The 18,774-nt window shown below is 44.9% G+C and carries 12 protein-coding genes; 4 read left to right on the top strand and 8 right to left on the bottom strand.

Going from position 1 to position 18,774, the window contains the following annotated elements; all coding sequences use genetic code 11:
• Positions 1-2 precede the first annotated feature (2 nt).
• The gene (locus tag KDM92_RS11530; RefSeq protein ID WP_212684562.1) at positions 3-911 is read right to left on the bottom strand and encodes an EamA family transporter; all 909 of its coding nucleotides are present in this window, start codon (positions 909-911) and stop codon (positions 3-5) included.
• A 281-nt stretch (positions 912-1,192) separates the two neighbouring features.
• On the opposite strand from KDM92_RS11530, the gene KDM92_RS11525 reads away from it, so the two are divergent.
• The 3 genes from KDM92_RS11525 (at position 1,193) to KDM92_RS11515 (ending at position 4,747) form a co-directional block, all read left to right on the top strand.
• Positions 1,193-1,384 carry a hypothetical protein gene (locus KDM92_RS11525; protein WP_212684560.1) on the top strand — a complete coding sequence of 64 codons (192 nt, stop codon included), beginning with the start codon at positions 1,193-1,195 and terminating at the stop codon, positions 1,382-1,384.
• 13 nt (positions 1,385-1,397) lie between these two features.
• Positions 1,398-2,249: an SPFH domain-containing protein gene (locus KDM92_RS11520; RefSeq protein ID WP_212684559.1), complete on the top strand. Its 852-nt coding sequence runs from the start codon at positions 1,398-1,400 to the stop codon at positions 2,247-2,249.
• A 338-nt stretch (positions 2,250-2,587) separates the two neighbouring features.
• Positions 2,588-4,747 carry an AsmA family protein gene (locus tag KDM92_RS11515; RefSeq protein ID WP_212684557.1) on the top strand — a complete coding sequence of 720 codons (2,160 nt, stop codon included), beginning with the start codon at positions 2,588-2,590 and terminating at the stop codon, positions 4,745-4,747.
• A gap of 158 nt (positions 4,748-4,905) precedes the next feature.
• Here KDM92_RS11515 and KDM92_RS11510 read toward each other — a convergent pair whose 3' ends face one another.
• The 4 genes from KDM92_RS11510 to argJ all read right to left on the bottom strand — a co-directional run bounded on the left by KDM92_RS11510 (position 4,906) and on the right by argJ (position 10,971).
• Positions 4,906-7,911, bottom strand: coding sequence for a TonB-dependent receptor (locus tag KDM92_RS11510; RefSeq protein ID WP_212684555.1), 3,006 nt, complete (start codon positions 7,909-7,911; stop codon positions 4,906-4,908).
• A gap of 384 nt (positions 7,912-8,295) precedes the next feature.
• Positions 8,296-8,724, bottom strand: a complete 429-nt coding sequence (locus KDM92_RS11505) for an NUDIX domain-containing protein (RefSeq protein WP_212684553.1) — start codon at positions 8,722-8,724, stop codon at positions 8,296-8,298.
• A gap of 22 nt (positions 8,725-8,746) precedes the next feature.
• A complete protein-coding gene (locus KDM92_RS11500; RefSeq protein WP_212684551.1) occupies positions 8,747-9,610 on the bottom strand; it encodes an ATP-binding protein in 864 nt (287 codons plus the stop codon).
• Between the two features lie 122 nt (positions 9,611-9,732).
• Positions 9,733-10,971 carry a bifunctional glutamate N-acetyltransferase/amino-acid acetyltransferase ArgJ gene (gene argJ / locus KDM92_RS11495; protein ID WP_212684549.1) on the bottom strand — a complete coding sequence of 413 codons (1,239 nt, stop codon included), beginning with the start codon at positions 10,969-10,971 and terminating at the stop codon, positions 9,733-9,735.
• Positions 10,972-11,161: 190 nt separating this feature from the next.
• Between argJ and KDM92_RS11490 the strand changes: the two genes are divergently transcribed.
• Complete coding sequence (locus KDM92_RS11490) at positions 11,162-12,889, top strand: cation:proton antiporter domain-containing protein (protein ID WP_212684547.1); 1,728 nt, start codon at positions 11,162-11,164, stop codon at positions 12,887-12,889.
• Positions 12,890-13,121: 232 nt separating this feature from the next.
• On the opposite strand, the gene KDM92_RS11485 is transcribed toward KDM92_RS11490, so the two are convergent.
• From KDM92_RS11485 to secF, 3 genes are all read right to left on the bottom strand, one after another.
• Positions 13,122-16,208 (bottom strand): efflux RND transporter permease subunit, encoded by a 3,087-nt coding sequence (locus KDM92_RS11485; RefSeq protein WP_212684545.1) that lies wholly within the window; start codon positions 16,206-16,208, stop codon positions 13,122-13,124.
• Entirely contained in the window at positions 16,205-17,518 is a 1,314-nt protein-coding gene (locus KDM92_RS11480; RefSeq protein WP_212684543.1) for an efflux RND transporter periplasmic adaptor subunit, read from the bottom strand. Before KDM92_RS11480 ends, KDM92_RS11485 begins: the two co-directional genes overlap by 4 nt.
• A 273-nt stretch (positions 17,519-17,791) precedes the next feature.
• Complete coding sequence (gene secF / locus KDM92_RS11475) at positions 17,792-18,769, bottom strand: protein translocase subunit SecF (protein WP_189346138.1); 978 nt, start codon at positions 18,767-18,769, stop codon at positions 17,792-17,794.
• Positions 18,770-18,774: the final 5 nt, after the last annotated feature.

Raw genomic sequence — 18,774 nt, 5'->3', positions numbered from 1 at the left:
AACTAAAAACTTCCCAATGCAATCACGCCGACCGCAATGCATAGAGCACCGCAGATGCGTTGCAAACGATCGCCCTCGTCTAATAAATGACCACCAATCAGTGCCGCAAATAGCATGGAAACTTCGCGTGCGGGAGCGACGTGACTGAGTGGTGCCTCCTGCATCGCATACAAAACAAGCACATACGAAATAGGACTGATCACAGCGACAATCAACGCGTATTTCCATTCTTTATTCCACGACACACGCGTTGCAACACGGTCACGTAGCAAGACCGGCAACAGCAGCGCGATACGAATGAAATTGCCAAAGTAATCGACCAACAAAGGAGAGAGCAGCAATACTTTGACGGCGTAACCATCTAGGACCGTGTAGGCCGCGATAAATAAACCTGTGCATAAGCCGTAGAAAATTCCACTACGTACTTTTTCTCCACGCACTCTTATCTGCTGCTCACGTTCTCCTTGCTCTTGACGTAGCGAACGCAATAACTTGGGACCACCCGCAATCAAAAACACTCCACCAACAACTGCCAAGATACCGAGCCCACCTAGCAAACTCAGATGCTCGCCTAAAAACAATATGGCAACTGCTGAAGAGATCAAAGGCCCCGAGCCGCGCGCTATTGGATAGACCACCGTTAAATCAGCTTTGCGATAACCGCGCAGCAAAGTCACAAAATACAAGACATGTAAAACGCCACTCGCACTGATAAATCCCCATTCTAGGTATCCCCAAGTCGGCACCACATCCCAACCAACAAAGATACCAACGGGTGCCCACACTACTGCCATGATTAAGGCAGTAAAGCCAGCGAAGCGCACATCGCCCCCTGCTTTTTTGGCGGCGATGTTCCATAGGGCGTGAATTAGACCAGCAAGAATGACTAAGAGAAAAGCGGAATGTGACACAAAAAGCCTAGAAGAAAATTACGAATCCATGCCTAAGCACAGTTCAAAGCAAGTAAGTACAGTGTAACAAACTAAGACTACGATCAGAGCAAATTAGACTCAATTTAAGTCTTACTGCGAATATCGTTGCCACATCCAATCAATCGGCGGCTCGTATCCAAGCAAAGAATTCCGTTTTTTTCTAGCAACGATTACCTCATGTTTTTGCTAGTAGGTCCGCCATAAAAAAACTACACTTTGGTTTCGCGATTTAATTTAAAAATAAATAGAAAGGAGTGGTGATGAAACATTTTGTGATGATACTGATAGGCGCAGTGCTAATTTATGGAGGATGGCAATTAACCTCGCCACTCACCAGAAAAAATGCAAGCAAGACATTTGCCCGCCATGCACTGCGACTCATTGCGTTTGGCATGTTACTACTCATCTTGTTAATCATCGCGTATTACACACCTGCTCTACACTTACTTTGATATAGGAAGAAAAATGAAAAAAATCCTCTCCAAATTAGCGCCACTAAGTTTAATCTCAATTGCAGCATTCTTAACTGGTTGCACCCAGATTGATACTGGTAATGTCGGGGTCGAACGAACTTTAGGTAAAGTCGGCAAAGATGCACTACCACCAGGCATCTACTTCACTGCATTTAAGACAGTTGATGAATTCACGGCAAAAGAAGTGAATTTTCAGCTGCAAGATATGACGCCAAAAAGTCGCGATAATCTAACGATGAAAGATGTCGACATCGATATTTATTTCAAGACGATGCCAGCCGCAATTCCTGCTTTGTACACCAAGTACCAAGGTGACGTGGTGCAACACAAACAAGTAGTTAGAGATGGTACTAGCGACTTGGTGATGGCATATAGTCGCGTCTCACGCGAAGCACGTGAATCTGTCTATAAATCCATCGCGCAATTAGACGCAACTACGATGCATACCAAGCGTACCGAATTAGCCGAGATGGTCAGAGCAAGTTTGCAAGCAGAGTTAGACAACAATGATAAAGGCGCTTTCTTAATCACAGCGGTGAATGTACGAAACTTGTTAACCGACCCAGCAATTGAGGCAGCGATTCGTCAACGTGCAGAAACGGATCAAGCGATTCAGAAGAAACTTAAAGAAGTTGATTTAGCTAGAGCAGAAGCAGAACGCTTAATCGTGCAAGCAGAAGGCGAAGCAAAGGCAAATAAAATTATCAGCGAATCACTTACACCTGCTTTGAAAGAACTACGCTTGGCGGAAATCCAACGAGACGCGGCAATTGCAATCGCTTCAAAAGCGGGCAATACGGTTTTGTTAGGCAATGCCACGCCCTTAGTGAACGTGAATAAGTAAATAAACACACAAATAATCCGAAGCTTGGAGTGCGCTTGTCTAAACGGAGACAAGCATTCAAATGCTATCGGTTAAATAGCTAAGCTAGATTAGCTCGTGTTTATTAGCTCAAGTAAATTAGTTCGGTTCGTCATTCCCGTCGCCGCGGGAATGACAGCTCAACTTGCAGGGTTGAACCAAACAGCACTAGGACACAAATTCCATTTTTTGTTTACTCATCTCCCAAACTTGCGCAGCAAATATTTCAAATTCCACAAGTAAAAACATTTAACAAATTCATCGTTGTGAAGGTGCTATGATCATATCGCTGTGATCTTCTTCTCAATCAGGAATTTGCTATGAAAAAGCCTTTCAAGATTTTAGCCGTCGCGCTCTCGGCTATCGTACTCTTACTGGGTCTTGGTATCGCCTATCTGAGTTTTGTATTCGACCCAAATCAATTCAAATCACAATTGATTGAGCTGGTTAAAAACAAGAAACATAGAGACTTGGCGATTGATGGCAATATTCAACTCAAGTTTTTTCCTAAACTGGGCGTCAGTTTAGAAAAGATCAAACTGTCCGAGTTTGAATCAACAACGCAATTTGCCGCAGTCGATAAAGCACAAGTTTCTCTCGCGCTTTTTCCTCTGCTACAAAAGCAAATCGTCGTCGATAAAATTTCACTACAAGGCTTACAACTACGTTATCAACGTGATGCGGCAGGTCAATCAAATATCGACGACTTAATCAAGCAAGAATCCACAAACAAAGAAGCCGAATCGACTAGCTCAGCAACGCAGCAAATGCGTTTCGATATTGAAGGTATTGAAATTGCACAATCGAATTTTGCAATTGACGATCAAAAAAGTGAATTAAAAGGACGCATTCACGATCTCAATTTAAGTACCGGAAAAATCAGCGACAAAAATAAAACGCCGATCAAGTTCAGCGCGCAATTCCAATTTGCGCAACCCAAAGCGGAAGCAAAAATCGACATCAATACGCAATTGCGCTTCGACATCGAACAAAAACTGCTCGACCTGCAAGATCTCAAAACACAAATCGCCGGCAAACTAGGCAGCAATCCTTTTGATGTTGAAATCGGCACAGCAGCAATGCAACTCAGCCCGAACAAAAGTGCTAGCGAACAAATTCAGCTAGCCGCCAAACTAGGTGGTACTCAAGAATTGAATACGCAAATTGTGTTGAGTAAGTTACAGATACAGGATAAACAATTGCAAATTGCCGAGCTCAGTGCGCAAGCACAAAGCAAACAGGCTGGCAGCAGCAAACAAGTCAATTTGAAATCTAGTCTAAGCATGGGGCTCGATACCCAAGTTGTGCAACTGCCGCAGTTAGCGCTACAAATTAAGTTGAATGATCCAAAACTCGCGCAAACCGAAATCCTTATCCCTATCAATGGACAATTCAGTGCCAATCTAAAGGATAAGTCACTTGATACCAAGCTGGATGCAAAATTTGACGAAACCAAATTGCAAACATCAGTACAAGTGAATAATTTTTCAAATCCGGCAATCAGCTTTAAGGTCGATATCGATAAAATCAATCTAGATCGTTATATTAAAAATGCAGCGGAACCTGCAAAAGCAGATAACAGCAAAGAAGAAGATCTCAATCTAAGTGCATTCAAATCCTTGAACCTAGATGGTCTGATCCGCATCGGAGCGCTTCAAGTTAAAAACCTAAAGATCAATCAAGTTGCTTTACCAATTAAAGCAAACCAAGGAAAGATCGCCATGAACGGTATTACGGCACAACTGTATCAAGGCAGTGTCGCTGGCAATATGGGATTTGACGTCGACGGAAACCACTTTCAAATGCAACAAAATTTAAGTAATGTGCAGATCAATCCTATCTTGGTCGATTTCATGCAAAAAGATATTGTTGAAGGTCGCGGCAACCTCAACCTCAACATCAACACCCACGGCAAACGCGTATCGCAATTTAAAGATAATTTAAACGGCAGCGTACGGACGCAATTAACTGACGGTGCGGTGAAAGGGATTAACTTAGCAAAATCCTTGCGCGACTTTAAAGCGAAAATTCTCAATAAGGCAGATCAGCAACAAGCTGCAAACAAAAATGAGAAAACCGACTTCTCAGCATTTTCAGTTTCAATGCAATTTGTTGACGGCATAGGTAACAGCGACGATCTCGATATGAAATCACCGTTCTTGCGAGTTGGTGGTAAAGGACAAGTGAATCTACGCAATAGCAGCCTCGATTACACCGCACGCACAACCCTTGTGAATACATCAGCAGGACAAGATGGCGCTGATTTATCGCAACTAAAAGACCTAAGCATTCCAGTACGAATCAGCGGCCCATTCGACAAACTAGGCTATCAAATCTTATTCTCACAAATCGGCAGCGAAGCCTTGAAATCAGCATTCAAAGCAAAAGCAGCTCCTGTTCTTGAAGAGAAGAAAAAAGAATTAAAAGAGAAAGTGAATGAGGAGTTGAAAGGGAAATTGAAGGGATTGTTTGGGCAATGAAATGCCAAGCTATTTCTAGAATTTAAATCTGATTTTGAAATTAAACTAACATGAAAAAAGGCGAATCTGTCAGCGCAGACTCGCCTTTTTCCCTACCATCTAACCCACAACTTCACATCAAAAAAACTTAGCTTTTCTCAGTGAAGCAAACCTGAGCATTAGAAGTTATAACGTGCAGTTACACGCAAATTACGTGGCGTTTGAAACACAGTTGGTGACTGATAGTTTTGATTAAAACGACCTGGCGGCGTTTTACTTGTGCTGCGACTGTAATCACTACGTTCAGCCCACTCTTGCACAGTGCGTGTATCAAATACATTGACCAACGAGAATTGAACAGTCAATAAATGATCACCGAACTTTTTGTTATAGTTCACCGACAAATCTAACTGCGCAGTCCAAGGCGTACGTGGACCAGTACCGCGTGGGTGCAATTCGCTTACCCCATCTTTATTCATGCAGTAGTAGCTCGAAGCACTAGTGTATGCGCCAGAACCTCCATTGGTTGTTCCATCTGCACCCAAGTAATCAGGTACCGTAGTTGGCACAAAACCCAAGCAACTGGTTGCACGACCTGACGTAATACGAGAGTTCAGACCAGCTGTCCATGTCTCATTAAACTTGTATGAACCATACAGTTTGAACTGATGACGGCGGTCATTTGGCAAATAGCCATATGAACCATCGGTGAACGAACCAAAGTCGAAGTCTTGCGTAATACCCGCATCAGTTTGATTCAAGTTCGACTGCACGTAGCCCTCGGCGGTACCACGGCTCTTCGCCCAGACATACGATGCACCACCACCCCAGGCGCCGTCAAACGGGCGTTCCAATGTGAACTCTAAAGCATCGTAATCACGCTCGTATGTCGCCAAACCCAAATACTTCGCTGGAATTGTTCCGCGAACCAGTTTGCCATCGCCATTCAAGTCCATTAACAAAGTCAAATCTTCACCCGGATTCATCAATACACAACCTGCTAGAGATTTGTGATTGAATTTGGTATAGCCCTGATCTTTCGCCCACTTTGCGATTTGTGCGGTACCACAATAATCGTCCATACCTGCATTAATACGATTCTTGGTGTACTTTACGCCGTAGGCAAGTGACTTGTTAATCGATTGCTGAAAACCAAAAATAACCTCGTCTTTGTTCATTGGCTTCAGATTAGGATCAGCAACGGTTGCTGGATGCGGCAAGCGCTCTGATCCATTGATAATGGCTTGCCCAATTTCGGTCAAACCCGTTGGCACCGCACTCTTTGGATCCTTACCCGTAAATGTATAGAATTTTTGTTCGCTATACGAAATCTGTGTTCCACGAATATTCGTATTCGATGCGACTGGAATATAGTAACGACCAGCATTACCATAGATCTTCAAGGTCGAATCACCTTTGACATTCCATGACACACCTAAGCGTGGCGCAAACAAATTTTTCTTTTCAGCGAATGCAACACCTTCTGCATTCTTATTAACAAATGACTCCCAGCGCAAGCCACCCGTCATACGCACATTTGGTGTAACTTGCCATGTATCTTCTAAGTATTTAGCATCGTTAAGTACTTCGTAAATGCCTGAAGAACTATATCCATAAGATACAACGACATACTCACCACCTTTTGCAACAACATTAGGTACGCCATTAACTGCACCGTTTAAGGAATAAGCGTACGCATATGACTTACCGCCGGAGCTATTTACTGATCCAGATTGGGCAGAGGTGAACTTCTGATTATCGATACCCGCGCGTATAGTATGGGTTCCCCAGTTATACTCGAGATCAAGGCGAGTATTTCTGCGTTTATCAAAGTTCTCGCCAAAGTTGGGATCACGAGTGCTCACTGCTGGGAAAGCATAGCAACCTTGACGCTGTCCTGTAGATGGACCTGTTACCGCTGGACATGTAGGATCATATGGACGGGAGGCATTAACCCCTTTCCACAATCCATAATAAGCATTGGTTCCACCAGTCAAAAGAGAAACCGCCAAATCATCCGTAATCGAACCTGTGTATTTGCCAATAAAAACCGTCGATAAATCATCTTGACTACTGATTCGAGGCGCACCTAGATGATCAACCACATAGTTTTGGCCTGCCGGATGCAACCAATCTGTTCGACGCAAAGTACTATGATTTGAAATTGCGGTTCCTTCTATACGATGATCGCCACTAATGACGTAATCCAACTTCAACATACCATTTGGACGTCCTGATTCTTCTAGCCGACTCGATGTCTTACTGTAAGTGTCACTACTACTTCTTTGTTGTGTCACCATCCCCCAAATAAACAATTTGTCTTTAATAATCGGACCACCCAAATTCGCGTTAATTTCAGTTGAGTGACTTGTATTGTTGCGACCAAAGACGAAATAACCGTTTGGATTATCCAGAACTTCTTTATCAACGACATTTTTTCCTTTGGCGCGGAAGTTCTCAGGCGCATGAATAATCGAGGCGCCACCTTTCCATTTATTGGTACCACGCTTCGTCGTCAAACTAATGACACCACCAAGAGAACGTCCATACTCCGCACTATATCCTCCCGTTTTAACTTGCTGCTGTTCAACTGCATCAAATGGCAAACTTGCGAACGTCAACAAATTACGAATGTTCGTCACATCCATACCATTGATGTAGTAACCATTTTCGGCGATAGATGCGCCAGCGACCGACGGTAAATTAGCCAAACCAGCATCACCCTGTACCGTTCCGGGTGCCAACATCGCGACTGCGGTTGCGTTACGTGCAATTGGCATAGATTGAATTTCAGCCTGCGTGAAAACTGTATTTGATTCAGAACTTGAAACATCAATTGGGCTACGTGTACGCGAACCACTCACCACAACAGAAGTGCCATCCAACTTGACTTCGGTACCAGTGCCAATCGCAACTTCAATTTCACGCGTGATACCGCCTGATGTGATTTTGTAGCGCCCTGGGGCCACCTTGCTGATGGCGAAGCTACCATCAGCGTGCGCATCAATGTGACGTACGCTACCGTTTTCGACGTTTTCTAATGTGACTTTTGCTTTAGGTGTCGCAACCCGTCCAAAAATCGACCCTTCTGAGCTTTGCGCCATTGCTGCTGTCGCAAAACACATACTGATAGCCAAGGCAATTGCAGACCTTCTGGCAAAGGCTGCTTGTTTGTTGTTTGTCATTTTTATCCTTTCTTGTGTTTTTATAAAATCCATATATGAAAAATGAAAAGATATTTGCACATATGGAAGGAATATATTAAACAGCTAGAAAAGTATGAACAATCAAAAATCTTTCTTTATAGGCTATTTTAAAAAATAAAACGCAATCTATCTCATTCTCACAACAAGTAAATTTGAACGTCATTGAATTATTTTTAATGAAGGCTTTTTTACACAACTTAATTGAAACTTTTTTGACATTTTGCTGTCGGGTTTTTTACTGCTCAACAGCGACTAAATAGTTTCAAGTAGAAACAAAAAGGCCCTCGATAAAAATCGAAGGCCTGTGGGGGAATTATCAAAAATAAAAAGGAGTTTCAAACTAAGCTGGCAAGCTAGTTAGAATTATTTACTGGTAGCAGCATCCATTTCATAACGCAATTGATTGAGGAATTCAATCAAAGGGATGGTGGCTGGCAATAAAGGTTCAACCGCGACAGTGCCTTGCCAAGCAAATGCTTGCCCTTCTAGGCTTTGTGGCTCGCCACGCCATTCACGTGCAATATAAAAATGCAAACGTACGTGGGCATGCGGGTAAATGTATTCAACGCCACACCAGGGTTCAGCTTGGATTATTTGTACCCCAAGCTCTTCCATAAATTCCCGCTTAAGTGTATCCAGTATGGATTCATCTTGCTCCACTTTGCCGCCGGGGAATTCCCAGTAACCCGCATAAGGTTTGCCTTGTGGTCGTTGTCCTAATAGGACGTCGCCATTCGGCTTCATCAAAATGCCGACAGCGACATTCACTGGGCTTGCGCTCATAGTTTGCATTTCAGAAAAATGTAAGGAAAATTTATGCTTGGCGACCAGCAAAATCGCGGGCGAATTGCCACGCGACACGGCCTGATCGTGAACCGCGTTGCAAGGCCCAACGCAGTGCATCTGCTCGCGCCGCCTCGATCTGGGCTGGTGTACAAGAAAAACTTCGCAACCAATATGCAACGATATCTAAATAATCGTCTTGCTTAAACGGATAAAACGACACCCACAAACCAAAGCGCTCAGACAATGAAATCTTTTCTTCTACTGTTTCACCTGGATGCAAATCACCATCTTCATCATGCGTATAGCTCGCATTGTCAGACATCTTTTCTGGCATTAGATGGCGTCGATTCGAAGTTGCGTAGATCAACACATTGTCTGATTGCGCTGAGATGCTGCCATCAAGTGCAACTTTTAAGGCTTTATAACCAGCTTCGCCATCTTCAAATGAAAGATCATCACAAAACAGAATAAATTTCTCTGGGCGTTCTGCGATCAGATCAATGATGTCTGGTAAATCGCTCATATCGGCCTTATCGATCTCAATTAAACGCAATCCTTGCGTCGCAAGTTCTTGCAAGCAGGCTTTAATTAACGAGGATTTTCCAGTGCCGCGTGCACCGGTCAATAAGACATTATTCGCAGGTTTCCCTTGCACAAATTGGCGCGTGTTTTGGGCGATCAATTCTTTTTGTGTATTGATGTGCTGTAAATCTTCGAACACCAATTTACTCGTATGTTTTACTGCTTGCAAATATCCTTGACCAGCCCGTTTCCGCCAACGAAAGGCCGTCGCTGCCTGCCAATCGGGTGCTGGCAAAGCCGCTGGCAAGTAAATCTCGATACGATTGAGTAACTGCTCTGCACGTTGCAAAAATTGATCAAGTTGGGACATAAGAAATGGCGCAATGAAGTCGCAGAGGAACAAATTCTGGATGGGTTATACGGCAATTACAATGGCTTCCACGCTCACTTCTTCTCCTCATCGGTGAAGAAGCGAACGAAGCCAATCAAAAATCAAGAACGATAATCAGCGTTGATGGATACATAGTCGTGCGACAAATCGCAAGTCCATACGGTGGTCTTCGCCGTGCCGCGCGCTAATTTGACGTGAATCGTGATTTCACTTTGCTTCATTACGCGTTGTCCATCTTCTTCGCGATAATCTGGATTGCGACCACCATTTTTGGCGACCCAAACATCGTCCAAATACAGATTGATCTTACTAACATCCAAATCATTCACACCCGCATAACCAATCGCAGCGAGAATCCGACCAAGATTTGGATCGGATGCAAAGAAGGCGGTTTTAACTAAAGGTGAATGGGCGATCGAGTAGGCAATCTTACGGCATTCATCTACATCCAAACCTTCTTCAACAACGATGCTAATAAATTTGGTTGCGCCTTCGCCATCGCGAATAATCATGTGCGCCAATTTTTGCGACAAGGCGATCACCGCTTCCGCGAGCGCGTTATATTCTGGCGTATCCAGTTCGTTGATCTCTAAGGCCGAAGTGCCGGTCGCAATCAACATAAAGGAATCATTGGTCGATGTATCGCCATCAATCGTGATGCAATTAAAAGAATGATCTGCCGCTTTCTTTACCAGATGATCCAAAACCGCTTGCGACACCTTTGCGTCTAAAGCCAAGTAACCCAACATCGTCGCCATGTTTGGTTTGATCATGCCAGCACCTTTGCTGATGCCAGTCAAAGTCACTGGAATACCGTTAATAACGACTGAGCTTGAAGCTGCTTTTGGCTGCGTATCGGTGGTCATAATCGCTTCTGCAGCGGCAAACCAATTATCTTCACTCAAACTAGCAATTGCTGCCGGCATACCAGCGATCAAACGATCAACCGGCAATTGTTCCAAAATAACGCCTGTCGAGAACGGCAAAATTTGTGATGGCTCGCATCCCAAATATTCTGCCAAGGCATGGCAAGTTGCATTCGCTGCGGCGAGTCCTGCATCGCCAGTTCCTGCATTGGCATTACCGGTATTTACCACTAGTGCGCGAATTGGACCAACCGCCATGTGCGGACTCTCTAAATGGGCTTTGCACACTTGCACCGGAGCTGCGCAAAAACGATTCGTTGTAAATACCCCTGCCACTGTCGCTGTTGGTGCTAACTTCATCACCAACAAATCTTTACGATTTGCCTTGCGAATACCTGCCTGAGCAAAACCCAGTTCAATACCTTTCACTGGTTTTAAATCGGCGGCGAGTGGAATCGGAGAATTAACGGCCATGGTGTCAGTCCTAGCGTAAAAATGAACAATGAAGCCGCTATTTTAGTTTATTTGCAGAACGTTTTAGTAAGGATGTTCTTTGTAATTCGGAAAAATTATCCGCAGCGAATTTTGCCCAAAATAAATCGAATTAAATCATGATGTTAAAATGCATTTCCAATGCTAAGCATCAATTTCAGGAGAGTCCACTTTGACACATAATATTTCCTTAATTACCACCTTAGCAGCAGGCTTTGGCTTTGCACTGATCTTCGGCTTCATTGCAGAAAAGATTAAGCTGCCCGCCTTAGTCGGCTATCTCGTTGCAGGGATTTTGATAGGCCCAGCCACACCAGGCTTTGTTGCCGACGCCAATATCGCTTCGCAACTCTCTGAGATCGGCGTCATGTTATTGATGTTTGGTGTCGGTCTGCATTTTTCTTTAAAAGATTTATTAGCTGTCAAACGCATCGCCCTTCCTGGTGCGGTATTACAGATGGGCTTGGCCACTGGCTTAGGTATGTTGATGGCATGGTGGCTGGGTTGGAGTTTTGGTAGCGGTTTGGTGTTTGGCTTATCTCTCTCGTGTGCCAGTACCGTAGTACTGCTAAAGGCATTAGAAGCACGTGGCATTTTAGATTCTATGAATGGCCGCATCGCAGTAGGTTGGTTGGTGGTCGAAGATCTAGCGACTGTGCTCTTTTTGGTTTTATTACCAGCGCTGGCTGGCGTGTTGGGTGGTACGGTCAGCACTGCAACACCAGAAACACCGCTGTGGATGGCGTTAGGAAAAACCTTATTACAGGTGGCCGCTTTCATCGTCTTGATGTTGGTTGTTGGTCGCCGTGTATTACCTTGGTTGTTATGGCAGGTATCACGCACCGGTTCTCGTGAGTTATTTACTTTATCGGTGATTGCTTGCGCGATCGGCATCGCGTTTGGCGCGTCTGCCTTGTTCAGTGTGTCGTTTGCGCTCGGTGCTTTTTTCGCTGGCACTGTGATGCGCGAGTCAGAATTTAGTCATCGTGCTGCCGAAGAATCACTGCCATTACGCGATGCATTTTCAGTCTTATTCTTTGTCTCAGTCGGCATGTTGTTTGATCCTGTGATCGTACTCGAACAACCATTACGTGTATTGGGCGTGGTAGCAATTATTATCTTTGGCAAATCCTTAGCGGCAGTTGCCTTGGTCATTGCATTTCGCTATCCACTCAATACCGCACTAACAGTGGCAGCGAGCTTGGCGCAAATCGGTGAGTTCTCATTTATTCTCGCTGGCCTTGGTGTTAGTCTTGGCTTAATGCCAGCTGAAGGCATGAGTTTAATTTTGGCGAGTGCATTAATCTCTATTGCGCTCAACCCGGTTCTGTTTGCCACTGTTGAGCCGATACGTCGATGGGCGCTGGCCAACTCACAATTAGCGCGTAATCTAGAGCAAAGACAAGATCCTTATGCCGAGTTACCGCAATCGACAGACAATAAATACTTGCAGGGACAAATCGTATTGGTTGGCTATGGTCGAATAGGTAGCAGAATCGGTGCCGCATTAAGCGCACAGCATATTCCGTTTGTAGTGGCTGAACAAAATCGCGAACTGGTTGAAAAAATTCGCGGTCAAGGCATCGTTGCGGTATCTGGTAATGCGGCTGATGCAATAGTCTTGGTGCAGGCTCACATACATGATGCCGCGATGCTGGTGATCGCGACACCAGATACCTTAAACGCACGTCAAATGATTCACACTGCCCGCACGCTCAATCCCAACATAGAAATTATTATGCGGGCAGATAGTGCCGACGAAATGCAATTGCTCAAGGAAGAAACTCAAGCGAACTCAGACATTGTGTTCTTGGGCGAAGAAGAGCTAGCAAAAGGTATGGCGAACCATGTGCTAACACGCTTTTTAACAGATACAGTTAAGGATCACAAAACTCACTAAACACCAGCGATCTTCTTAGGACGGTCGCCGCAATGACAAAACCCGCCATTCATCATTTGTACAAAGGATGAATGGCGGGCTTTGTTTTTTTAGCCGCTTACTTTTACTTCAGTTTTACTTCAGTTTTACTTCAGCTTTAATTTAACTTTTGACGTAGCTTTCACTCTTGCTAGTAGATGATCAACACAAAGCAAAACAGAACGCAATTTGTGTTGATTCAATCACGTAAATCCTAAATCGTATTCCCAACAATTGGTCCTTTACCACTGTACTTATCTAGAGCGAGATAGAGCACCGGTGTAATGAAGAGCGTGATCGCTTGTGAGAAAATCAAACCACCGACCACCGCCAAACCTAAAGGCTGACGTAACTCAGCACCCGCACCTAATCCCAGAGCAATCGGCAAAGCACCAACTAGCGCCGCCAGAGTCGTCATCATGATAGGACGGAAACGCTCAATACAGGCTTCACGGATTGCATCAGTCGGATTCATGCCGCGATTGCGTTGTGCATCGAGCGCGAAGTCAATCATCATAATCGCGTTCTTCTTGACGATACCGATCAATAGCAAGATACCGATAGTTGCAATCAAGGTCAGGTCTTTACCAAACATTTCTAACATCAGCAAAGCACCAACCGCAGCCGATGGCAAACCAGCCAAAATCGTAATCGGATGAATGAAGCTCTCGTACAAGACGCCTAGCAAAACATAGATCACCAACAAAGCAGATATGATCAAAATCATTTGCCCAGCTTGCGAATCTTTAAACACCGCAGCATCACCTCCATACGAAGTAATAATCGATGACGGTAATTTGATTTCATCTTTAAACTTATCGATCTTATTGGTCGCATCACCTAAAGGCATATCCGGCGCAAGATTGAATGACACCGTAACTGCTTGTAACTGACCGACGTGATTAATCGCCGTTGGGCCCACTGTACGCGTAACCGTCGCAAAACTCGACATCGGCACTAAATTACCCGTATTACTACGCACATAGATACTGCCAATTGCAGACTCGTCTTTACGATTTTCTGGCCCTACTTCAAGTACCACGGCATAACTATCAACACTGGTAAATAAAGTCGCAATTTGTCGCTCACCAAATGCACTATACAAAGCAGCACGAATTGCATCGATACCCACGCCTAGAGAATTCGCACGATCTCGATCAATTGAAATCGACGCTTGCAAACCTTTCAGTTGTGAATCAGTCGTAACGTCTTTAAAACCAGGATCAGCACGCATTTTGTCCTGCATCTTGAAAGCCCAGCTACTGAGTTCACTCGCATCCACACTTTGCATGATGAATTGGTATTGACTCTTACTTGGACGACCACCTAACTGTAAGTTTTGGGTTGGTCGCAAGAACACCGTGATTCCTGGTACCGCCTTCAATTTATTACGTAATCCTTCAACCACTTCTTTCATCGGCTTACGTTCACCACGCGGCTTCAGATTAATAAAACCACGTCCAGTATTTTGCGAACCGCCACCGCCATGAAACGAAGAAACCGTCAACACATTAGGATCTTCGCGCAAAATCTTGGCGACCTTTTCTTGCAAGATCACCATCGCCGGAAACGACGTATCTTCAGCTGCTTCGGTAGAAACATTAATCTGTCCGATATCTTCTTCAGGGAAGAAACCCTTTGGAATGGTATGGAACAAATAAGCAGTTGCAATAAACGTCAACAGTGCAACGAATAACACAAACTTACGATGCGCCAGCGCCATATCCAAACCGCGCGTGTAAGCATGCAAAGAAGCGGTAAAGCCACGTTCAAAACTATGTGTTAAGGCACCCATCCACTTGGATGGCGCCGCATGGTCACGCTCTGCCTTCAAGAAACGGCTTGCTAACATCGGTACCAAAGTCAATGAAACAAAGGCTGACACGATGATCGCTAAACTAACCACGACCGCAAATTCATGGAACAGTTGACCAATCACGCCGGGCATAAAGAAAATCGGAATAAACACCGCGATCAATGAAGTTGAGATAGAAATAATCGTAAACCCAACCTCGCGTGACCCTTTTAATGCCGCTTCAAACGGAGACTCACCCATTTCTACATGTCGAATAATATTTTCCAACATCACAATCGCATCATCGACAACCAAGCCCACCGCCAAGGTAATCCCCAGTAGCGAAATATTGTCTAGGGTATAGTCAAACGCCCATAGCAAAAAGACCGCGCCAACCAAAGATACGGGCAAAGACAATGCCGGAATGATGGTCGCGACCATGTGACGCAAGAATAAGAAAATCACCACGATCACGAGGAAAATCGTTAGCAGCAAAGTCAAATTCACATCATGTAAAGCATCACGCACCGAGACCGAACGATCATTCGCTAGTGTGATATTCACCGACGCTGGCAATTGCGCTTTAAAGCCTGGAATCGCCGCCTTAATCGCGTCCACCACCTTCACCGTATTGGCGTCGGTCTGACGTTGAATCGCCAACATAATCGCTGGCTCGCCGTTGAAATTACCAACCGACTTCACGGTTTCATAACTATCTTCAACACTCGCGACATCGCGCAAACGAACAACTTGCCCGCCCTTATTGCTGACAATAATATTGGCAAACTCGGCAGCGTTTTGTAATTGTTTATTCGCGACGATGGTTAAGGTTTGTTTGTCACCATCCAAAGTGCCAACAGGGGCAATCGAATTGGCAGCTCGGATACTAGTCGTAATTTCATCGAAACCGATATTGCGTGTTGCCAATGCACCTGGGTCAACTCTAATACGCACCGCATAGCGACGAATACCAAAAATATTGACCTGCGCAACGCCAGCTAAAGTCGACAAATTAGGCGAGATCAAATGTTCAGCATAATTGGTTAATTCGGACAAACTGAGCGATGGAGAAGTCAATGCCAATACCAACACAGCGGAATCGGCGGGATTCACTTTGCGATACGATGGCAACGAAGTCATTTCGATAGGCAAAGATCGCTGCGCGCGTAACAATGCTGCCTGCACGTCGACCGCTGCATCATCAACATTGCGACTAGGATCAAATTCCAAAGTCAAGGAAGTGGAACCTAGCGTACTGCTTGAACTAATTGTGGCAAGACCCGGAATAGTCGAGAATTGTTTTTCTAACGGCAACGCAACTGAGGTAGCCATCGTCTCTGGACTTGCACCTGGCAAACCAGCACCAACGCTAATAACTGGCGTGTTATAACTAGGTAGAGCAGCAATCGGTATCATGCGATACGCCAAAATACCTGCGATCACCACCGAGATATTCAGCAATATCGTCATCACCGGACGACGAATAAATAACTCCGATAAGTTCATGATGCACTCGCTGCGGAAGCTGCCGCTGATGCTGCTGATGCTGCTGAGGCTGGACTTGGAGCAGTTGCCCCTGCAGAAGCAGACGGATTCGAAGCAGATTTTTTCGCTTCGGATTTATCGGATTTATCCGACTTATCTGCCTCACCATTACTGCCATTTCCACCAATCGCATCAGCTCGATCCTTAATCGGCACGCCTGGACGTAAGTTTTGTTTACCCTCAAGCACTACCTTCGCACCTTCTTCCAAGCCGGTCACGATCGCGTCATTGCCATAGCTATACTGCACTTTCACTGGCTTCTGTGCTGCCTTGCCATCTTTATCCGCAACAAAAACTGTCACCGCATTTACACCGATCACCAAAGCATCGCGTGGTACAACGATCACATCTTTGAGCGTTAACACACTCAAATCAATATTCGCATAAGCGCCCGGCCACAGCTTCATCTCTTTGTTATCGAACACCGCTTTCACTTTCACAGTGCCAGAGACTGGATCAACCACGTTATCAATAAACTGCAACTTGCCTTTGAAGCTTAAGTTGCTATCTGGAAGACTCGCCATCGCAACACTGTCACCACGCTTCAAACTATCCAAAGCGTCTGAGAGATTGCGTTGAGGCAGTGGGAAAGTAATAGCGACTGGGTCCATTTGAGTAATAGTGACCAAGGACGCGCCTGAAGTACTTGGTTGCACCAAAGAACCTGGGAACACGTTGATCAAACCGGTACGTCCACTTACTGGTGCAACAATACGGCTATAACCCAAACTGACTTTGGCAGCAGCAACTGCTGCTTTGGCTGCATCAACCACCGCTTGCTGGGCGTTGACGCTAGTTTGCGCAGCATCAACCACGCTTTGTGACTGGAATTTTTGCGCAAACAATTCTTTGCTGCGTGCCAGTTGCCGTTGATTCTCCGACAAACTCGCAAGTTCTTTATCTAACTGCGCCTGTGCTTTTGTCAAATTAACCGTATCAGTGCGGTTATCTAGGGTGAATAAAATATCACCAGCGCGCACGAATTGCCCTTCTTTAATGTGGACCTTCTCTATCACGCTGGAAATCTGCGGACGCACATCAACAATGTTCAAAGATGAAACGACACCGTTAGCTTTTAATTTCACTTCATAGTCGCGTTTCTGCGCTAACACGGTGTTCACAATTACCGGGCGATTTTTATCTGCCTTGCCGCCTATCGTCTGTCCGGCCACAATTTCTGTGCTTCCAGATCCATCCTTCTTCCACATCCAATAGCCGCCAGCGGCGACAGCTACGGACAAAGCGAGTACCGAGATTTTTGCGTTTTTCATGTTGATTTGATTTTCAGATCGAAGCACCTTAGACAATTGATACAGAGAAAGTTCTGTAACGCATTGTAAATTGGGTGCAAATTATTTCGGTTCAGACAACACACTAATTCAAGACAAACTGAGCAAGTTTTCTGCAAACGAAATACGGAGATTGTTTGATGTACAGAATCTTAACAAAGAAAAAGCCAGCACTAAGGCTGGCTTTGTTCTTTTATACGTTTTGTTACCAAAACGACGCGATCAATTTAAAGATCTACATGCTAATTCGGCAATTTACACAACTGCGCCATCAGTCTCGTCTTTTTCTTTCACTGGCTTGATCAAGTCTTCGCGTTTAACACCTAACCACATCGCGATTGCCGCAGCGACGAAAACGGATGAGTAAATACCAAAGCAAATACCAATCGTCAACGCTTTGGCAAAGCCCGCCAAAGTTGGGCCACCAAAAAGCAACATCGACAACACCATCATCTGCGTAGAACCGTGCGTGATGATGGTACGAGAAATCGTGCTGGTAATCGCGTTATCGATCACTTCTGTTACCGTTGCTTTACGCATCTTCAAGAAGTTTTCACGAATACGATCGAAAATAACTACGGATTCGTTGACGGAATAACCCAACACCGCCAACACCGCTGCCAATACAGCAAGGTCGAACTCCCACTGGAAGAAGGCGAAGAAACCAAGAATAATCACCACGTCATGCAAGTTCGCGATAATCGCTGACACCGAGTATTTCCACTCAAAGCGAATTGCCAAATACGCCATCACGCCGACGATCACAAACAACAATGCCATCACACCATCATGTGCCAATTCATCCCCAACTTGTGCGCCAACCAAGGCGGTTCTTTGCAGTTTGACATCTGGATGATCAACTTTCAGTGCATTTAAGACGCGCTCGTTTTGCGCAGTAATCATCGCATTCAGTTCTTTTTCGGTCGGCTTGGCTGCGCCTTCGGCAACTTTTGGTAATGGCATACGTATCACCACATCTTGTGCCTTACCAAAAGTTTGCACTACAACTTCACTCAAACCAAGTGCTTTAATCGTCTCACTAATTTTTGTCGTATCAGCAGCTTGACTATAGCTCACCTCCATTGAGGTACCGCCGGTGAACTCAACGGATAAATGCAAACCACGGGTTAGCAAGAAAAATACTGCGGCAACAAAAGTAACTGCTGAGATGACATTAAAAATCAGCGCATGGCGCATGAAAGGTATGTCGCGTTTAATACGGAATAATTCCATGATAA

The organism is Affinundibacterium baiyunense, assembly GCF_018139645.1.
Taxonomy (GTDB): domain Bacteria; phylum Pseudomonadota; class Gammaproteobacteria; order Burkholderiales; family Burkholderiaceae_D; genus Undibacterium; species Undibacterium baiyunense.
Note: the sequence above shows the minus strand (reverse complement) of the source record. Positions and strands in the feature narration are given on the sequence as shown.